Source organism: Streptomyces sp. NPDC039480, from assembly GCF_055597165.1.
Window position 1 is genome coordinate 72173 of record NZ_JBVITX010000017.1, and the last position, 16866, is coordinate 89038.

The 16866-nt window shown below is 71.2% G+C and carries 16 protein-coding genes; 14 read left to right on the forward strand and 2 right to left on the reverse strand.

Annotation, left to right across the window (positions count from 1 at the left end; all coding sequences use genetic code 11):
- Window positions 1-189: 189 nt before the first annotated feature.
- The 9 genes from ACZ56E_RS37495 (at window position 190) to ACZ56E_RS37535 (ending at window position 10222) form a co-directional block, all read left to right on the forward strand.
- Window positions 190-1905, forward strand: coding sequence for a dihydroxyacetone kinase family protein (locus ACZ56E_RS37495; protein WP_471221367.1), 1716 nt, complete (start codon window positions 190-192; stop codon window positions 1903-1905).
- Window positions 1906-2106: 201 nt separating this feature from the next.
- Window positions 2107-2682, forward strand: coding sequence for a TetR/AcrR family transcriptional regulator (locus ACZ56E_RS37500; RefSeq protein WP_471221368.1), 576 nt, complete (start codon window positions 2107-2109; stop codon window positions 2680-2682).
- Between the two features lie 37 nt (window positions 2683-2719).
- Entirely contained in the window at window positions 2720-3907 is a 1188-nt protein-coding gene (locus ACZ56E_RS37505; RefSeq protein WP_471221370.1) for a GDSL-type esterase/lipase family protein, read from the forward strand.
- 90 nt (window positions 3908-3997) lie between these two features.
- Window positions 3998-5155 (forward strand): LLM class flavin-dependent oxidoreductase, encoded by a 1158-nt coding sequence (locus ACZ56E_RS37510; protein ID WP_471221372.1) that lies wholly within the window; start codon window positions 3998-4000, stop codon window positions 5153-5155.
- Window positions 5155-6177 (forward strand): alpha/beta hydrolase, encoded by a 1023-nt coding sequence (locus tag ACZ56E_RS37515; RefSeq protein ID WP_471221374.1) that lies wholly within the window; start codon window positions 5155-5157, stop codon window positions 6175-6177. Before ACZ56E_RS37510 ends, ACZ56E_RS37515 begins: the two co-directional genes overlap by 1 nt.
- 81 nt (window positions 6178-6258) lie before the next feature.
- Window positions 6259-7671: a DUF6421 family protein gene (locus ACZ56E_RS37520; RefSeq protein WP_471221376.1), complete on the forward strand. Its 1413-nt coding sequence runs from the start codon at window positions 6259-6261 to the stop codon at window positions 7669-7671.
- 26 nt (window positions 7672-7697) lie between these two features.
- The gene (locus ACZ56E_RS37525; RefSeq protein ID WP_468605686.1) at window positions 7698-8438 is read left to right on the forward strand and encodes an SDR family NAD(P)-dependent oxidoreductase; all 741 of its coding nucleotides are present in this window, start codon (window positions 7698-7700) and stop codon (window positions 8436-8438) included.
- Window positions 8439-8458: 20 nt separating this feature from the next.
- Complete coding sequence (locus ACZ56E_RS37530) at window positions 8459-9529, forward strand: threonine aldolase family protein (RefSeq protein WP_468606068.1); 1071 nt, start codon at window positions 8459-8461, stop codon at window positions 9527-9529.
- Window positions 9530-9625: 96 nt separating this feature from the next.
- The gene (locus ACZ56E_RS37535; protein WP_471221378.1) at window positions 9626-10222 is read left to right on the forward strand and encodes a transglutaminase-like domain-containing protein; all 597 of its coding nucleotides are present in this window, start codon (window positions 9626-9628) and stop codon (window positions 10220-10222) included.
- Between the two features lie 16 nt (window positions 10223-10238).
- Here the strand turns inward: ACZ56E_RS37535 and ACZ56E_RS37540 are convergent, their stop codons facing one another.
- Window positions 10239-10967, reverse strand: coding sequence for a lysophospholipid acyltransferase family protein (locus ACZ56E_RS37540; RefSeq protein ID WP_398308313.1), 729 nt, complete (start codon window positions 10965-10967; stop codon window positions 10239-10241).
- Window positions 10968-11122: 155 nt separating this feature from the next.
- Between ACZ56E_RS37540 and ACZ56E_RS37545 the strand changes: the two genes are divergently transcribed.
- The 4 genes from ACZ56E_RS37545 (at window position 11123) to ACZ56E_RS37560 (ending at window position 14325) form a co-directional block, all read left to right on the forward strand.
- Window positions 11123-11527, forward strand: coding sequence for a thioredoxin family protein (locus tag ACZ56E_RS37545; protein WP_471221538.1), 405 nt, complete (start codon window positions 11123-11125; stop codon window positions 11525-11527).
- A 250-nt stretch (window positions 11528-11777) separates the two neighbouring features.
- Window positions 11778-12287 (forward strand): flavin reductase family protein, encoded by a 510-nt coding sequence (locus ACZ56E_RS37550; protein WP_471221380.1) that lies wholly within the window; start codon window positions 11778-11780, stop codon window positions 12285-12287.
- 232 nt (window positions 12288-12519) lie between these two features.
- On the forward strand, window positions 12520-13305 hold the full coding sequence (locus ACZ56E_RS37555; RefSeq protein ID WP_468605678.1) for an electron transfer flavoprotein subunit beta/FixA family protein: 786 nt from the start codon (window positions 12520-12522) through the stop codon (window positions 13303-13305).
- 57 nt (window positions 13306-13362) lie between these two features.
- Window positions 13363-14325 (forward strand): electron transfer flavoprotein subunit alpha/FixB family protein, encoded by a 963-nt coding sequence (locus ACZ56E_RS37560; RefSeq protein WP_471221383.1) that lies wholly within the window; start codon window positions 13363-13365, stop codon window positions 14323-14325.
- Between the two features lie 58 nt (window positions 14326-14383).
- Here the strand turns inward: ACZ56E_RS37560 and ACZ56E_RS37565 are convergent, their stop codons facing one another.
- The gene (locus ACZ56E_RS37565; protein ID WP_471221385.1) at window positions 14384-15292 is read right to left on the reverse strand and encodes an endonuclease/exonuclease/phosphatase family protein; all 909 of its coding nucleotides are present in this window, start codon (window positions 15290-15292) and stop codon (window positions 14384-14386) included.
- Window positions 15293-15539: 247 nt separating this feature from the next.
- On the opposite strand from ACZ56E_RS37565, the gene ACZ56E_RS37570 reads away from it, so the two are divergent.
- Window positions 15540-16832: a DUF6986 family protein gene (locus tag ACZ56E_RS37570; RefSeq protein WP_471221387.1), complete on the forward strand. Its 1293-nt coding sequence runs from the start codon at window positions 15540-15542 to the stop codon at window positions 16830-16832.
- Window positions 16833-16866 lie beyond the last annotated feature (34 nt).

Genomic DNA, 16866 nt, shown 5'->3' on the forward strand with positions numbered 1-16866 from the left:
CCGGTATCGGCGCGTGCCGACCTTGGGGTGGGGCGGAGGGCCATGGTGAGCGCCGCGCCACCCGGTGCGGCCGGAACTCCGCGGTGCCGGGTGGCGGGAGCAGTCGTACGTTGTACGTCTCATGCCCGTCGTACGCATGCCCGGTCGCCCGCGTACGCCACGCACCACCGCACACCTACGGAGAGCCCGATGAGCCACTTCCTGCCGGAGACCGACGCCGTGCTGACCGCCGCCCGCGGGCTGGCCCTGGCGCATTCCGGGTTGATCGAGGTGAACAGCAGCCCGCTCTATCTGCGGGCGCGCGACGCCGACCCGGCCCGCACGGTCGGCCTGGTCTCCGGCGGCGGCTCCGGGCACGAGCCGCTGCACACCGGGCTCCTGGGGCGGGGCGGCCTGGACGCCGTCTGTCCCGGCGAGATCTTCGCCTCCCCGCACAACCGGCAGATCTACGAAGCGAGCGCGGCGGCCGCCAAGAGCGGCGGCGTCCTCCACATCGTCAAGAACTACACCGGCGACGTGATCAACTTCCAGATCGCGGCGGAGCGCCTGCGGCACGACGGGATCCCCGTCGCCACGGTGCTGGTCGACGACGATCTGGCCACCGACAGCGCGGACAGCGCGACCGGCCGCCGGGGCACCGCGGCCACGGTCGTCGTCGAGAAGCTCCTGGGTGCGGCGGCCGACCGGGGCGCCACGCTGGACGAGCTCGCCGAGCTCGGCCGGCGGATCGTGGCCCGGTCCCGCAGCATCGCCGTCGCGGCCCGCGCCCAGACGTCGCCCACGACGGTGAGCCCCGCGTTCGCGCTGGAGCAGGGAACCCTCGACTACGGAGTGGGCATCCACGGCGAGCGCGGCACCCGCACCATCGCCAGGCCCGCGACCGGCGACCTCGTCCGGCGCATGACGGACGACCTCCTTGACGCGCTGCCCGACGGCCCCGACGAGGTGCTCGCCCTCGTCAACGGCCTCGGCGCCACCACCGAGCTGGAGCTCAACGCCATCGCCGTGCTGCTGAGCGACGAGCTCACCGCCCGCGGCCTCCGGCCGGTCCTCGTCGTCCCCGGCACCTTCACCGCCGCCCTGGACATGGCCGGCTTCTCGCTCACCCTCACGCGGCTCGAGGACGGGTGGGCCGACCTGTGGACCGCTCCCACCCGGACCCCGCTCGTCCTGCCGCGCCCCTCGCTCGCCCCGGGCGAGCCCGCGTCGCCGGTGCGGACGTCCGCGAGCTCCCCGGCACCCGCGCCGCGCACGGGCGGCGACCGCGCCCTGCTCGACCGCTACGCGCTCACCGTCACGCAGGTGCGCGACAACCTCACCAAGCTCGACCAGCTCGTCGGCGACGGCGACTTCGGCGACAACCTCGCGGGCGGTGTACGCCGTGCGGTGAAGCTGGCCGACGAGACCGGCGTGGACGGTACGACGGCGCTGGCCGAGGCCTTCCTCAACGACGTCGGCGGCACCAGCGGGCCCCTGTTCGGGCTCCTCTTCCAGCACCTGGCCGCCGCGTCGCCGGCCGACGGCGGGGCACCGTCGGTCGCCGCGCTCGCGGAGGCCGCCGCGGCCGGGCACGCCGCCATCCACCGGGTGGGCGGCGCGGTGCCCGGCGACTGCACGCTGGTCGACGCGCTCGCGCCCGCCGCCGAGTCCCTGGCGGCCGCACGCGACACCACCGAGGCCGAGGCTCCGCTCACCGAGGCCGCCCAGGCGGCCATCCGCGGCGCCCTGGCCACCGCGTCCCTGCGCCCCCGGCGCGGCCGCGCCAGCTACGTGGGCGACCACGCGCTCGGCGTCCCGGACCCCGGCGCCCTGGCCGTCGCCCTGCTCTTCATGGCCCTCGCGGACATCAACGAGCCCGCCACCGCCCCACGCCTGCCCGCCCCCGGCCACATCACGGTGCCCTGACCCTGAACAGCCACTCGCCGACCGCTGGGCGCGCTCCACGACAACCATGTGGGCCGTGCCCGGCTGGTCGCCGCCATGGCCAAGGCCGACCGGCTGCTCACCGCCGGGACGGTCACTCTGGACGCCCCCTAATCGGCGCGACCAGTTGCCTAAAAGCTTTAGGCAACTGCATAATCGCTTATGCCGAGAGAGGGGAACGTCATGGTGCGCGTAGGGCTGACCACGGAGCGTCTGGTCCGGGCAGGGGCCGAGCTGGCCGACGAGGTCGGCTTCGACCAGGTCACCGTCTCGGCGCTCGCCCGCCGCTTCGACGTCAAGGTCGCGAGCCTGTACTCGCACGTGAAGAGCTCCCAGGACCTCAAGACCGGGATCGCCCTGCTCGCCCTGGCCGAGCTCGCCGACCGGGGTGCGGACGCCCTGGCGGGCCGGGCGGGCAAGGACGCGCTGGTCGCCCTGGCGAACGTCTACCGCGACTACGCCCGCGAGCACCCCGGCCGCTACGCCGCCTCCCAGCTGCGGCTCACCCCCGAGGCGGCGGCCGCCAGCGCCGGTGGCCGGCACGCGGAGATGACGCGGGCGATCCTGCGCGGATACGACCTGACGGAACCCGACCAGACGCACGCGGTCCGCCTCCTCGGCAGCGTCTTCCACGGCTACGTGAGCCTGGAGCTCGCGGGCGGGTTCAGCCACAGCGCGCCCGACTCGCAGGAGTCATGGACGCGTGCCCTTGACGCCCTTGACGCCCTGTTGCGCAACTGGCCCGCCCCGTCCGTCTGACCGTCCAGTCCACACACTTGATCAACAGGTTGAGGCAATGCATAACGACCATCACCACTGGACCACCACGCCCGTCACCGCCGAGCTGTTGCGCGGCGCGCTCGACGTGGAGCACACCGACCACGGTGTGCTCCCGCACCGGCTCCCCGCCTGGGCCCGCGCCCAGAACACCGACGGCCAGCTCGCCATGGCCGAGTCCCAGCCCTCCGGCGTACGTCTGGCGTTCCGCACCCGGGCCACCGCGATCGAGCTCGACACGCTGCCCACGAAGCGGTTCTACGTGGGCGCGCCGCCCCGCCCCGACGGCGTCTACGAACTGCTCGTCGACGGCCGCCCGGCGGGCAGCGCGACCGCGACGGGCGGCAACGTCCTGACCATCGACATGACCGCGGGAACCGCCGAGCGCACCGCCGGGGAGCCCGGCACCGTGCGCTTCACCGCGCTGCCCGACGGCATGAAGGACGTCGAGATCTGGCTGCCGCACAACGAGACCACCGAGCTCATCGCCCTGCGCACCGACGCCCCCGTCGAGCCCGCACGCGACCCGGGCCGCAAGGTGTGGCTGCACCACGGCAGTTCGATCAGCCACGGTTCCGACGCCGCGGGCCCCACCAGCACATGGCCCGCGCTCGCCGCGTCGCTGGGCGGTGTGGAGCTGATCAACCTCGGTCTGGCCGGCAGCGCCCTGCTCGACCCGTTCACCGCACGCACCTTGCGGGACACCCCCGCCGACTTGATCAGCGTCAAGATCGGCATCAATGTGGTCAATGCCGACGTGATGCGGCTGCGCGCGTTCGCCCCCGCCGTGCACGGCTTCCTCGACACGATCCGCGAGGGTCACCCGCAGGTGCCCCTGCTGGTCGTCTCGCCGATCCTGTGCCCCATCCACGAGGACACCCCCGGGCCCAGCGCACCCGACTTCAGCGACTTCGGTGAGGGGCGGCTCCGCTTCAAGGCCATGGGCGACCCCGCGGAACGGGCGATGGGCAAGCTCACTCTCAACGTCATCCGCGACGAGCTCGCCCGCATCGTGAAGCAGCGCTCCGCCGAAGACCCGAACCTCCACTATCTCGACGGCCGCGACCTGTACGGCCCCGACGACGTCGAGGAACTCCCCCTCCCCGACGACCTGCACCCGGACGCCACAACCCACCGACGCATAGGCGAACGCTTCGCGACCCGAGCCTTCGCACCGGGCGCCCCCTTCGCGAACACCGCGCCCTAGCCCTTGCGACTTCACGACCTGACGGCTAGTCATATGACTAATCGAAACACCAAGGGCCATGCCGTACCGGCACAACTCCCTGGAGGGCACGTGAAGTTCTCCGTCATCTTCGAGGCACAGCTCGCCGATCCGACCGTCGAGCGTGAGCATCAGGTCATCCACGACAGCGTCGAACAGGCCGTATTCGCGGAGGAGATGGGGTTCGACCGCGTCTGGGCGGTCGAGCACCACTCCCTCAAGTGGTACGCGCACATGAGCGCGCCGGAAATCTTTCTGACCTGGGTCGCCGCCCGCACCAGCACCATCCGGATCGGCCACGGCGTCGTCTGTATGCCGTTCAACTTCAACCATCCGGCGAGGGTCGCCGAGCGCGCGGCCATGCTGGACCTGCTCTCCGGAGGGCGGCTCGACCTGGGTGCCGGGCGTGGCGGCACGGAGCAGGAGACGTCGCTCTGCGGAGTCGACAGGGACCGTACGGCCCGAGAGGTCGAGGAAGCGCTGCGGATCATCGGGAAGGCCTGGGAGAAGGAGGAGTTGGAGCATCACGGCGAGCTCCTCGACATCGGCCCGCACCCGATCCTGCCGCGCCCGAAGCAGACCCCGCACCCGCCGCTCTTCCTCGCGTGCAGCAGGACCGAGACACTGACCCAGGCGGCCGAACTCGGCATCGGCGCCCTGGTGATGGGCTTCGCGGGGCCCGAGTCGATCGCCGCGATGAGGCAGGCGTACGACGCGGCCGTCGCGGCCCGCACCGACGCCCGCCTCGTGTCGAGCGTCGTCAACGACCACTTCTCCGTGCTCTGTCCGACGATCGTGCTCGACGACGGGGAGGCGGCGCGCCGCGTCGGCATCCGCGGACAGCGGTTCTTCGCGCAGTCCATCGGGCACTGGTACGGCGGCGCGGGCATACCCGACGAGGCGGTCGTCGAGGGAAGCGACGAGGCCGCCGAGATGCGCAGGGCCGCCGAGCAGGTCGTGGCGCGCCTGCACGAGCAGAACATCCCGGTGCGGCCCACCTCGACCGCCACGTTCAACGCCGACCACGCGTACGGCACCGCGGACGACGCCATCGCCTATGTGGAGCGGCTCCGCGACGCCGGGGCCGACGAGATCATGTGCCTCGTCCAGATGGGCACCGTCCCGCAGGAGGCCTGCCTGGAAACCTTGCGGCAGTGGGGCGAGAAGGTCATCCCGCACTTCCGCGCCCAGGAACGGGAAGCGGCGGCGGCCGGTCCGGCCCTGACCTGATGCGGCCCGAGCCCACCGGGCCCCCGGACCGCCTCGACCCCCGCGCCCGCCCCCTCGTAGTTGCCCTGACCGCCGCCTTCCCCGACCTAGGCGGCACCGTCACCGACGCAGCCGAGGCCCGACGGATCCTGGCCGCCGCACCCACCTCCGGCAAGACACCGCCCGCCGTCGGAACGGTCACCGACAGAACGATCCCGGGCCCGCCGGGCGCCCCCGACATCCCCGTACGCGTCTACCTCCCGACCCCGGACGCACACCAGCACCCACACCACCCCCGCCCGACCGTCGTCTTCTTCCACGGCGGCGGCTACACCCTCTGCGGCCTCGACTCCCACGACGCCACGGTCCGCGGTCTGGTCGCCCGGTCCGGTGCCGTCGCCGTCTCCGTCGGCTACCGCCTCGCCCCTGAACACCGGTTCCCGGCAGCCGTCGACGACGCGTACGCGGCACTGTGCTGGGCCGCCGACGAGAGCGCCGCTCTCGGCGGTGACCCGGGCGCCCTCGTCACCGCGGGGGACAGCAGCGGGGGCGGGCTCGCCACCGCCGTGACCCTCAGGGCGCGGGACGCGGGCGGACCCGCCGTCGCGCTGCAGGTTTTGCTCTATCCCGCCCTGGACGCCGCCCAGGACACCGTCTCCTACCGGGAGAACGCGGACGGGTACTTCCTGACCGCCGCGCACATGCGCTGGTTCTGGGAGCAGTACCTCGGGCCCGACGGCGACGGCACGCACCCCCTCGCCTCGCCGCTGCGGGCCGCCGACCTCACCGGACTGCCGCCCGCGCACCTCGTCACGGCCGGCTGCGACCCGCTGCGCGACGAGGGACTGGCCTACGCCGAGCGCCTGAGGGCAGCCGGAGTGGACGTCACCCCGGCCCACTACCCCCACATGTTCCACGGCTTCCTCGGCTTCCCCCACGTACTCCCCGATGCGGCGAAGGCACTACAGGAAGCGGCAGAAGCAATCGAGTCTGCGGCGGGCGGCAGGAAAAACAGCGGTGCCAGTGGGGGTGGCGCAGGATAATTTACGGAGACCCCCCTTGTCCCGGAGAACCTCGCATGCATACGGTGTCCTGACGTGAGGTTCTCCCGGGGAGGATGGGGCATGACGGAAATTCTTGTGCAGTCGGGCACGGAGGGCGCGGTTCTTTCCGCCGCCGAGCCCGGTGAGCGGGTGGTGGACCACCCGGCGTGGCCGGTGCTCAAGGGTGCCGTGGAGGACATCCGGCCCTGGCAGTCGCCCGACGGATCCATCGACTTCGAGGCGGCCGACGCCCCGGCGAAGAGCATCGCCGAGCTCGCCGTGGACCGCGTGATTTCAGCGGTCGAGGAGCTCTCCCCGCTCCTGCCGCACGACGCCGCGTACCACCGCGCGCTCGTCGCGGACCTGCGCCGCTGGTCCGATGGTGGCTTCGCCGTGCCGGACTTCCTGGACTCGCTGCTCGCCTTCCAGCCCGCGGCGAACCGCAGGGACGGCCTCCAGCACCTGGTCGTCTTCCCGATGTACACGCAGAACGGCAACCCCGACCGCAACTTCGAAGCGGTCGTGCTGCGCATGGTCTGGCCCGACTGGCTGGCCGAGCTCGAGCGCACGCGCTACGACAACCCGCTGTTCTGCGGCATCACCTTCGAGGACTTCACCGCCGGGTACGACACCAACTCCGCCGTCCTCTTCCCCGAGACCATCGCCGTGCGCGAGGCCCCCGAGCGCTTCTCCTGGGGCGGCATCTTCTGCGACCGCGAGGCGGCCCGCTTCCGCCGCGTCACCGAGGCCGCCGTGGACCTCCTCGGGCTCGAACTGCCCGACGACATCCGCGAGATGGTCGGCGACCAGGACCGCTGCCAGCAGGCGTTCGTCCTGTGGGACATGGTCCACGACCGCACCCACAGCCACGGCGACCTGCCGTTCGACCCCTTCATGATCAAGCAGCGCCAGCCGTTCTGGATGTACGGCCTGGAGGAGCTGCGCTGCGACCTCACCGCCTTCAAGGAGGCCGTGAAGCTGGAGGCCGAGGGCGTCCCGCAGGCGCGCGACGTGCAGTACGCCGTCCTCTTCGACCGGATGTTCCGCTTCCCGGTCACCGGCGACCGCGTGAAGAACTACGACGGACTCGGCGGCCAGCTCCTCTTCGCCTACCTCCACAAGCACGACGTGGTCCGCTGGACCGACAACCAGCTCAGGATCGACTGGCAGCGCGCGCCGGAGGTCACCAACCAGCTCTGCGGCGAGATCGAGGACCTCTACCGCGCGGGCATCGACCGCCCCAAGCTGGTCCACTGGTTCGCCGCGTACGACCTGGTGTCCACCTACCTCGCCCCGCACCCCGGCTCGCGCTGGGCCAAGGGCCCGGACGCCCTTGACACGTCGCTGCCGCCGCGCAAACTCGTCGACGAGGTGCTTCCCGACGAGTTTCCGCTCAGCATGTTTTATGAGGCGCTCTCCAAGAAGCTGAAGCACGTGATCGCCTCCACCAAGGGGATCACCGCTTCCACGAGCGCCGAGAAGGCCGCCGCGTGAGCGGCCGCCAGGAGGAGGCGAGGACCATGTCCGCACTCGATGGAGCCGTCGTCGCGGTCGCAGGCGCGGCCGGACCCGCGGGACGCGCCACACTGCTCAGGCTCGCGGAGGCCGGCGCCACGGTCGTCGCATCGGACGCCGATCCCACCCGCCTCGCCGAGGCCGTGGACGCCGCGCGGTACGCGCACGGCGGTGCGACCGTCGTCGGCGACACGGTCGACCTCCTCGATCTGGGTGCCGCCCGTGAGTGGGCGACGCGCACGGAGAAGGAGTTCGGGCGGATCGACGGCCTGGTGCACCTCGTGGGCGGCTGGCGCGGCAGCAAGAGCTTCGCCGAGACCAGGCTCGAGGACTGGGACCACCTGGAGAACCTCCTGATCCGCACCGTGCAGCACACCTCCCTCGCCTTCGAGGAGGGCCTGCGGCGCAGCGACCGCGGTCGTTACCTGCTGATCAGCGCGGCCGGCGCGTCCAAGCCGACCGCGGGCAACGCGGCGTACTCCGCCTCCAAGGCGGCGGCCGAGGCCTGGACGCTCGCCCTCGCCGACGCCTTCCGCAAGGCGGGGGGCGATGACGGACCGCGCGCGGCGGCTGCCATCCTGGTGGTCAAGGCGTTGGTGCACGACGCGATGCGCGAGGCCAAGCCCGACGCGAAGTTCGCGGGCTTCACGGACGTCAAGGAGCTGGCCGAGGCCATCGCCGGCGTCTGGGAGAAGCCCGCCAAGGAAGTGAACGGAAACCGCCTGTGGCTGACCGAGAAGCCGTGACCGCTGCCGCCCGAGAAGCCGTGAACCCGCCGAAGACGGACGCCCGGCGCCACCATGACCCGGACGTCCGCGGCTTCGCCAGCGACAACTACGCGGGCGCGCACCCGGAGGTCATGGCCGCCCTCGCCCTCGCCAACGGCGGTCACCAGATCGCGTACGGCGAGGACGACTACACGGCCAACCTCCAGCAGGTGATCCGCGGCCACTTCGGACCGACCGCCGAGGCCTTCCCGGTCTTCAACGGCACGGGAGCCAATGTTGTCGCGCTCCAGGCGGTCGCCGACCGCTGGGGCGCGGTGATCTGCGCCGAGTCCGCGCACATCAACGTGGACGAGGGCGGCGCCCCCGAGCGCATGGCGGGCCTCAAGCTGCTCACCGTGCCCACGCCGGACGGCAAGCTCACCCCCGAGCTGATCGACAAGCAGGCGTTCGGCTGGGACGACGAGCACCGGGCGATGCCGCAGGTCGTCTCCATCGCGCAGAACACCGAACTGGGCACGCTCTACACGCCCGACGAGATCCGCGCGATCTGCGACCACGCGCACCGGCTCGGCATGAAGGTGCACCTCGACGGCTCCCGGATAGCCAACGCCGCCGCGGCCCTCGACGTCCCCATGCGGACGTTCACGAACGCGGTCGGCGTCGACATCCTGTCGCTCGGCGGCACCAAGAACGGCGCGCTGTTCGGCGAGGCCGTCGTGGTCATCAACCAGGACGCCGTGCGCCACATGAAGCACCTGCGCAAGATGTCCATGCAGCTCGCGTCGAAGATGCGTTTCGTGTCGGTGCAGCTGGAGGCCCTGCTCACCAAGGACCTGTGGCTGCGCAACGCCCGGCACGCCAACGAGATGGCGCAGCGCCTCGCCGAGGGGGTCCGCTCCGTGCACGGCGTGGAGATCCTCTACCCCGTGCAGGCCAACGCCGTCTTCGCCCGTCTGCCGCACGACGTGAGCGAGCGCCTCCAGAAGAAGTACCGCTTCTACTTCTGGGACGAGGCGGCGGGCGACGTCCGCTGGATGTGCGCGTTCGACACCCGCGAGGAGGACGTCGACGGGTTCCTGGCGGCACTCAAGGAGGAGATGGCGCGCTGACCGCGCCGCCCCCTCCGCTGCATAAAGCTGCATAGATATACGGTCGACCGTAAAGTCATTGACGTACGGGCGGCCGTATTCCTATGCTCCCGTGGCATGCAGCTGATCCAGGAAAACCCCGACCTGTCTGCGTACTTGGCCGCAGACGAGGTCGTCGACCACCATCACCCGCTGGTCCGCGAGACGGCGGCCGGTCTCGCAAAAACATCCGCCGATACGTACGCCTACGCACGCGCCGCCTTCGAGTTCGTGCGCGACACCATTCCGCACTCGCAGGACTCGGGCCGCATGGAGGTCACCTGGCGCGCCTCCGACGTGCTGCGCGAACGGACCGGCATCTGCACCGCCAAGTCCCACGCGCTGGCCGCCCTGCTGCGGGCCGAGGACATCCCCACGGGGTTCTGCTACCAGCGCCTGCGCGACGACAACACCAGCGGCTACTCCGTGCACGGCCTGGTCGCCGTGCGGCTCGACGGCGCCTGGCACCGGCAGGACCCGCGCGGCAACATCCCTGACGGCGTCGACGCGCAGTTCCGCCTCGGCAAGGAACAGTTGGCCTGGCCGGTCGACCCGGAGTCCAATGAAGTGGACTACCCGGCCCTCTACGCCGAACCGAGCCCCGTGGCGCTCCGCGCACTCAAAGAGGCCCGGGACCGGCTCCACCTCTGGCAGATCTACCCCTCAGAACTGTGAGAGGGGCGCGGCCTGTTCAGCCCGCCTCGGCGGCCTTCACCTCGGCCGGGGTCGGCGCGGTGCCGCCCAGGTGCGCCGGCATCCACCACGTGTCGTCCGGACCCTTGGGGCGAACCGGGTAGGCGCGCTGCGCGGCCTCCAGGAGCTCCTGGCAGCGCTCGCGCAGCCGCCGGGTGATCGCACCCGCGTACTGGTCCTTCGGTGCCTCCACCGGCTCGCCGACACGGATCGTGATCGGCAGGTGGCTGCGCTTGAAGTTGCGCGGATGCCCCTTGGTCCACAGCCGCTGCGTCCCCCACAGGGCCATCGGGATCAGCGGCACCCCGGCCTCCTGGGCCAGCCGCGCGGCACCGGACTTGAACGTCTTCAGCGTGAACGACTGCGAGATCGTCGCCTCGGGGAAGACGCCGATGATTTCCCCGGAGCGCAGCGAGTCCAGCGCGTGCGCGTACGCCGTCTCGCCCTTGTCGCGGTCGACGGGGATGTGCTTCATCCCGCGCATCAGTGGCCCGGAGATCTTGTGCCGGAACACCGACTCCTTCGCCATGAACCGCACCACACGCTTCTGCGGCAGCGCGGCGAGACCGTCGAAGATGAAGTCGAGGTAGCTGATGTGGTTGCTGACCAGGACCGCGCCGCCGGAGCGTGGGATGTTCTCCGACCCCTTGCAGTCGATCTTCAGGTCCCATGCCTTGAACAGGGTTTTCGCGGCACCGATGACCGGACGGTAGACAAGCTCTGCCATGGGTGGGGATGACCCTTCGTTTCTGCCTGGGGAGGGGGTTCCCGGCGGGAAGTTACGCAGCCGTAGGTTTTTCGGCGTTGCGCAGATCGTGCCCCAAGAACGGACGAGTGACCAGCCTTGGTGCCTTCAATCCGGGAGATTCTCGTCACGTGGGAATGATCCGCGGCCCGCGGATGCTGTACTCCAGAACGATCGGAACAGGCGTGCGGCGGAGCGCCGGGGCGGAGGCGGACGTGCGGACAGGCGGGACCGGGCGGCCGCTCGGCGCGGCGGACATCGGCGAGCGGCTCGGGGAGCGGGCCACGCTCGTGCAGTTCTCCAGCGCCTTCTGCCAGCCCTGCCGGGCGACCCGCAGAGTGCTCGCGGACGTGGCGGAGCTGGTCCCCGGCGTGGCCCACGTGGAGATCGACGCCGAGGCACGGCTCGATCTCGTACGGGAGCTGCGCGTCCTCAAGACCCCCACCGTGCTCGTCCTTGACGCGGCGGGACAGGTGGTGCGCCGGGCCGCCGGGCAGCCCCGCAAAGCCGATGTGATCGCCGCGCTGGGCGAGGCCGTGTGACAGGCCGTGGGAGCGACTGCCGCGCAGGTCGCGACGGGCGGCCCGGGAGCGTGACGCTTCTTTCACTCTGCGGAACGGACTTGACTGCACGCGGCATCTATCGCGAGCCTTCCTCCATGCCCCGGGACCTCCTTCTGTACGAGCGCGTCCACGTGGACCTCGGCCGCCACGCCAGCGCGCGCTGTCCGCAGTGCTGAGCAACGACGCCTCCGCTCGCACCTCCGGCAACCCCCGGCAGAAGGACAACTCCATGACGGCATCGTCAGCCCTCACCACCCCCCGGCTCGCCACGCCCGAGCTGCTGCGCTCGGTCTTCCGGCAGCACGCTGCGGGCGTCGCCGTGATCACCGCCACACACGGCTCCCGGCCCGTCGGCTTCACCGCCACCTCGCTCACCTCGGTCTCCGCGGCGCCCCCGATGCTCTCCTTCGGCATCGGCACCGGCTCCTCGTGCTGGCCCGCGCTCTCCGAAGCCACGCACGTCGGCGTCCATGTGCTCGCCGAGCAGCAGCAGGAGCTCGCCGCGACGTTCGCGCGGAGCGGCGCCGACCGCTTCGGCGCGCCCACGAGCTGGCGCGAGGGGCCGGAGGGCGTGCCCGTGCTTGACGGCGCGCTCGCCTGGCTGGTGTGCCGGATCGTCGCGCGCGTGCCCGCGGGCGACCACCGCATCGTGCTCGCGGAGGCCGTCGTCGGCGACCGCGAGGGCGAGGGGCGCCCGCTCCTGTACCACCAGGGGCGCTTCAACGCTCTGCGCGACTGAGAGTTCCCGCGGGACGGGCGCTCCGGGTGATTACGGAGCGTTGGGAAGGTCACAGTTCAAAGCGCTTGCTCAGTGGGAATGAACTGGGTGTACTCATGAGTAATATTTCGATCGGAGCGCGGGCCGCCCCGACCGGGATCCGCCGCTTCAGGCGCCTATGCTGCCTGCAAGAAGGCAGTAGCCATAAGCCAAGGCAGCAGCCCAATAAAGACGATGCAGTAGGAGAGCCGGCGTGAGCTTGAGGATCGTTGTCTGTGTGAAGTACGTGCCCGACGCCACCGGCGACCGGCACTTCGCCGATGACCTGACCGTCGATCGCGACGACGTCGACGGCCTGCTGTCGGAGCTCGACGAGTACGCGGTCGAGCAGGCGCTGCAGATCGCCGACGAGGCGGACGACGCGGAGATCACCGTGCTGACCGTCGGCCCCGAGGACGCCAAGGACGCGCTGCGCAAGGCGCTGTCCATGGGTGCCGACAAGGCCGTCCACGTCGAGGACGACGACCTGCACGGCACCGACGTGATGGGCACCTCGCTGGTGCTCGCCAAGGCCATCGAGAAGACCGGTTACGACCTGGTCATCGCCGGTATGGCCTCGACCGACGGCACCATGGGCGTGCTGCCGGCGATCCTCGCGGAGCGCCTCGGCGTCCCGCAGGTCACGCTGCTCTCCGAGGTCTCGGTCGAGGACGGTGTCGTCAAGGGCCGTCGTGACGGCGACTCCGCCAGCGAGCAGCTGGAGGCGTCCCTGCCGGCCGTCGTGTCCGTGACGGACCAGTCGGGCGAGGCCCGCTACCCGTCCTTCAAGGGCATCATGGCCGCCAAGAAGAAGCCGGTGGAGTCGCTCGACCTGGACGACCTGGACATCGACGCCGAAGAGGTCGGCCTCGAGGGTGCCTGGACCAAGGTCGACTCCGCCTCGGAGCGTCCGGCCCGCACGGCCGGCACGATCGTCAAGGACGAGGGCGAGGGCGGCAAGCAGCTGGCCGAGTTCCTCGCCGGCCAGAAGTTCATCTGAGCTTCAGTCATCCCCTCAACCGCCCCACTTCTTCGTACCGCAGGAGATTGAAGTCCCATGGCTGAAGTTCTGGTCTACGTCGACCACGCGGACGGCGCCGTCCGCAAGCCCACCCTGGAGCTGCTGACCCTGGCCCGCCGCGTCGGCGAGCCCGTCGCCGTCGCCCTGGGTGCCGGCGCCGAGGCCACCGCCGCCACGCTCGCCGAGCACGGCGCGGTGAAGGTCCTCACCGCCGACGCCCCCGAGTTCGCCGACTACCTCGTCGTACCGAAGGTGGACGCGCTCCAGGCCGCGTACGACGCCGTGTCCCCGGCCGCCGTGCTCTTCCCCTCGTCCGCCGAGGCCAAGGAGATCGCGGCCCGCCTCGCGGTCCGCATCAAGTCCGGCATCATCACGGACGCCGTCGACCTGGAGGCCGGCGACGAGGGCCCGGTGGCCACGCAGTCCGTGTTCGCCGCCTCGTACACCACCAAGTCCCGGGTCTCCCGGGGCACCCCGGTCATCACGGTCAAGCCGAACTCGGCCGCCGTGGAGGCCGCCCCGGCCGCGGGCACCGTCGAGGCCCTGTCCGTCTCCTTCTCCGAGAAGGCCACCGGCACCAAGGTCGTCGCGCGCACCCCGCGCGAGTCGACGGGCCGCCCCGACCTGACCGAGGCCGCGATCGTGGTCTCCGGCGGCCGCGGCGTCAACGGCGCCGAGAACTTCTCGATCATCGAGGCCCTGGCCGACTCGCTCGGTGCCGCCGTCGGCGCCTCGCGCGCCGCGGTCGACGCCGGTTGGTACCCGCACTCCAACCAGGTCGGCCAGACCGGCAAGTCGGTCTCCCCGCAGCTGTACATCGCGTCCGGCATCTCCGGCGCGATCCAGCACCGCGCCGGCATGCAGACCTCGAAGACCATCGTCGCCATCAACAAGGACGCCGAGGCCCCGATCTTCGACCTCGTCGACTACGGCGTGGTCGGCGACCTCTTCGAGGTCGTCCCGCAGCTCACCGAAGAGGTCAAGTCCCGCAAGGGCTGACCCCACTGTCGGTACGAGGCCCTCGCCCCGCGCACAGCGGAGCGGGGGCCTCGCCGCGTCACAGCGTCATCGTGACCTGGACGGCCCAGTGGTCGCTCGGGTACTGCCCGCCGAGCGAGAAGGTGTTCACCGACGCCGCGTGCACCGTCGCCGTCGGCCTCGTCAGGACCCAGTCGATGCGCCCGCCGCCCAGGACGGGCGGCCGGTAACCGCCGAACGTGCCGTACGCCGGACCGCGTTCCTTGGCGGCGTCCCAGGTGTCCACGAGACCGGCGCCCAGCATCGTCGTGTAGACGGAGTTGGCGTGCGCCGTCGCGTTGAAGTCACCCGTCACGATGAGTGGCGTGGTCGTCGTCATCAGGGCGATGCGCTCGACCATCAGGCTCGCCGAACGCTCGCGCGCGTTCTGGCTGACGTGGTCGAAGTGCGTGTTCAGGACGTACAGCTGGGTGTTGGTGACCAGGTCGAGGAAGCGCACCCAGGAGGCCATGCGGGGCGAGTTGGCGCCCCAGGTGTTCGAGGCGATGGTGTACGGGGTGTCCGACAGCCAGAAGTGTTCGTACTCGAGCGGAAACAGCCGGCGGTTGTCGTAGAAGACGGCCATGAACTCGTCCCGGCTGCCGCCCCCGACACCCGTACCGACCCAGTCGTAGTTCGCGCCGAGATCCGTCTCGATGTCCTGCAACTGGTAGTAGAGGCCCTCCTGGGTGCCGATGATGTGCGGCTGGGCGCGCAGGAGCATCTCTTTCATCACCGGGCGGCGTTCGGCCCAGGTGTGCGGTGGCCTGTTGCTCGCGAAGCGGACGTTGTACGACATGACCTCCAGGCGCGCTTCCGGCGCTTCCGGCACTTCGGCGGCGTGGGCCGGGCCGCCGGACAGCACCCTGCCCGACAGGGGGACCGCCACGGCGGCGGCGAGCGCGGTCCGCAGGACGGAACGGCGCGTGAAGGGGGAGTCGATGGGCACGCAAGCTCCTTGAGGTCGGTCCGCGCGGTCGGCACCGTGGGGGCGCGGGAGGATGTGGGCCACAGACTGGCCGCGTTGGTCCCCGCCGGGGTCCGGGACACGCGTCAACGCGCGCGGTCCGCTACGGATGCAGGACACGGGAAGGTGTTGACCAGCACGAAGGTCACGGATAACTTCGCTATACGGATTGTTGATTCCGTGAAGCGGAAATGCCGGGCGCGGCACCGAGCGTGTGGAGGATGCAGGAATGGGTCAGCAAGAGAAGGTGGCGACGAGCCTCGCCGGCGCGGTCAGCGAAGGCATCAGCGCTTCCCTCGCCCCGGTGGACGCGGAGCTCGACCGCCGCTATCCCGGCGACCCCGGCACCCGCCAGCCCGTCCACACCGTGTACGTCCCCGGTCAGCAGTTCGCCGCCGACACCGTCCGCACCTGGGGCGACAAGGCCCTGGAGATGCTCGACGAGCACGCCCCGGACGCCGCCTCCTTCGCCGCCGTCCTCGGCCTGGACGACGACCTGGCCGACGCCGTCTACACGCGGGTGCGCACCAAACTGGAGCGCGAGCCGATCGAAGACCTGCGCGTCGACTTCGAGGACGGCTACAAGGGCGCCGACGAGGACCAGGACGCCGCCCGCGCCGCCCGCCTGATCGCCGAGGCGTACAGGAACGGCACCGCCGCCCCGTACATGGGCATCCGCATGAAGTGCATGGAGGAGTCGGTACGCGACCGCGGCATCCGCACCCTCGACGTCTTCCTGTCCGGCCTCATGGAGGCGGGCGGCCTGCCCGACGGACTCGTCCTCACCCTGCCCAAGGTGACGTACCCCGAGCAGGTCACCGCGATGGTGCGCCTCCTGGAGGAGTTCGAGAAGGCGCGCGGCCTGGAGCGCGGCCGCATCGGCTTCGAGATCCAGATCGAGACCAGCCAGTCCATCCTCGCCACCGACGGCACCGCCGCCGTGGCCCGTATGATCCAGGCCGCCGAGGGCCGCGCGACCGGGCTGCACTACGGCACCTTCGACTACAGCGCCTGCCTGCACGTCAGCGCCGCCTACCAGGCCAGCGACCACCCGGCCGCCGACCACGCCAAGGCCGTCATGCAGGTCGCCGCCGCCGGCACGGGAGTACGCGTCTCGGACGGCTCCACCAACGTCCTGCCCGTCGGCTCCACCGAGAAGGTCCACGACGCCTGGCGGCTGCACTACGGCCTCACCCGGCGCGCCCTGGCCCGCGCCTACTACCAGGGCTGGGACATGCACCCCGGCCACATCCCCACGCGGTACGCCGCGGTGTTCGCGTTCTACCGCGAGGGTTTCGAGGCGGCCGCCGCCCGCCTGGCCGCCTACGCCGGTCACCACGAGGGCGGCGGCGTGGCCGACGAGCCCGCCACCGCCAAGGCCCTCGCCGGCTACCTGCTGCGCGGCCTCGACTGCGGCGCCCTCGACGCCGGTGAGGTCACCCGCCTCACCGGCCTCACCCTGGCCCGCCTGCAGGGCTTCGCGGGCCCGCGCCGCGGCGACCTCACGGGGTCGGGCAAGTAACATCTGCCTCTGCCGTCTCGGCTGCCCCGTAGTC

Excerpts from the sequence above, each read along its gene's own strand:
- ACZ56E_RS37540 (WP_398308313.1), bottom strand. The coding sequence starts at position 10,967 with ATGGCAGAGCTTGTCTACCGTCCGGTCATCGGTGCCGCGAAAACCCTG.
- ACZ56E_RS37515 (WP_471221374.1), top strand. The coding sequence starts at position 5,155 with ATGCGGCCCGAGCCCACCGGGCCCCCGGACCGCCTCGACCCCCGCGCC.
- ACZ56E_RS37535 (WP_471221378.1), top strand. The coding sequence starts at position 9,626 with ATGCAGCTGATCCAGGAAAACCCCGACCTGTCTGCGTACTTGGCCGCA.
- ACZ56E_RS37520 (WP_471221376.1), top strand. The coding sequence starts at position 6,259 with ATGACGGAAATTCTTGTGCAGTCGGGCACGGAGGGCGCGGTTCTTTCC.
- ACZ56E_RS37505 (WP_471221370.1), top strand. The coding sequence starts at position 2,720 with ATGCATAACGACCATCACCACTGGACCACCACGCCCGTCACCGCCGAG.
- ACZ56E_RS37500 (WP_471221368.1), top strand. The coding sequence starts at position 2,107 with ATGGTGCGCGTAGGGCTGACCACGGAGCGTCTGGTCCGGGCAGGGGCC.
- ACZ56E_RS37495 (WP_471221367.1), top strand. The coding sequence starts at position 190 with ATGAGCCACTTCCTGCCGGAGACCGACGCCGTGCTGACCGCCGCCCGC.
- ACZ56E_RS37545 (WP_471221538.1), top strand. The coding sequence starts at position 11,123 with ATGATCCGCGGCCCGCGGATGCTGTACTCCAGAACGATCGGAACAGGC.
- ACZ56E_RS37570 (WP_471221387.1), top strand. The coding sequence starts at position 15,540 with ATGGGTCAGCAAGAGAAGGTGGCGACGAGCCTCGCCGGCGCGGTCAGC.
- ACZ56E_RS37550 (WP_471221380.1), top strand. The coding sequence starts at position 11,778 with ATGACGGCATCGTCAGCCCTCACCACCCCCCGGCTCGCCACGCCCGAG.
- ACZ56E_RS37560 (WP_471221383.1), top strand. The coding sequence starts at position 13,363 with ATGGCTGAAGTTCTGGTCTACGTCGACCACGCGGACGGCGCCGTCCGC.
- ACZ56E_RS37525 (WP_468605686.1), top strand. The coding sequence starts at position 7,698 with ATGTCCGCACTCGATGGAGCCGTCGTCGCGGTCGCAGGCGCGGCCGGA.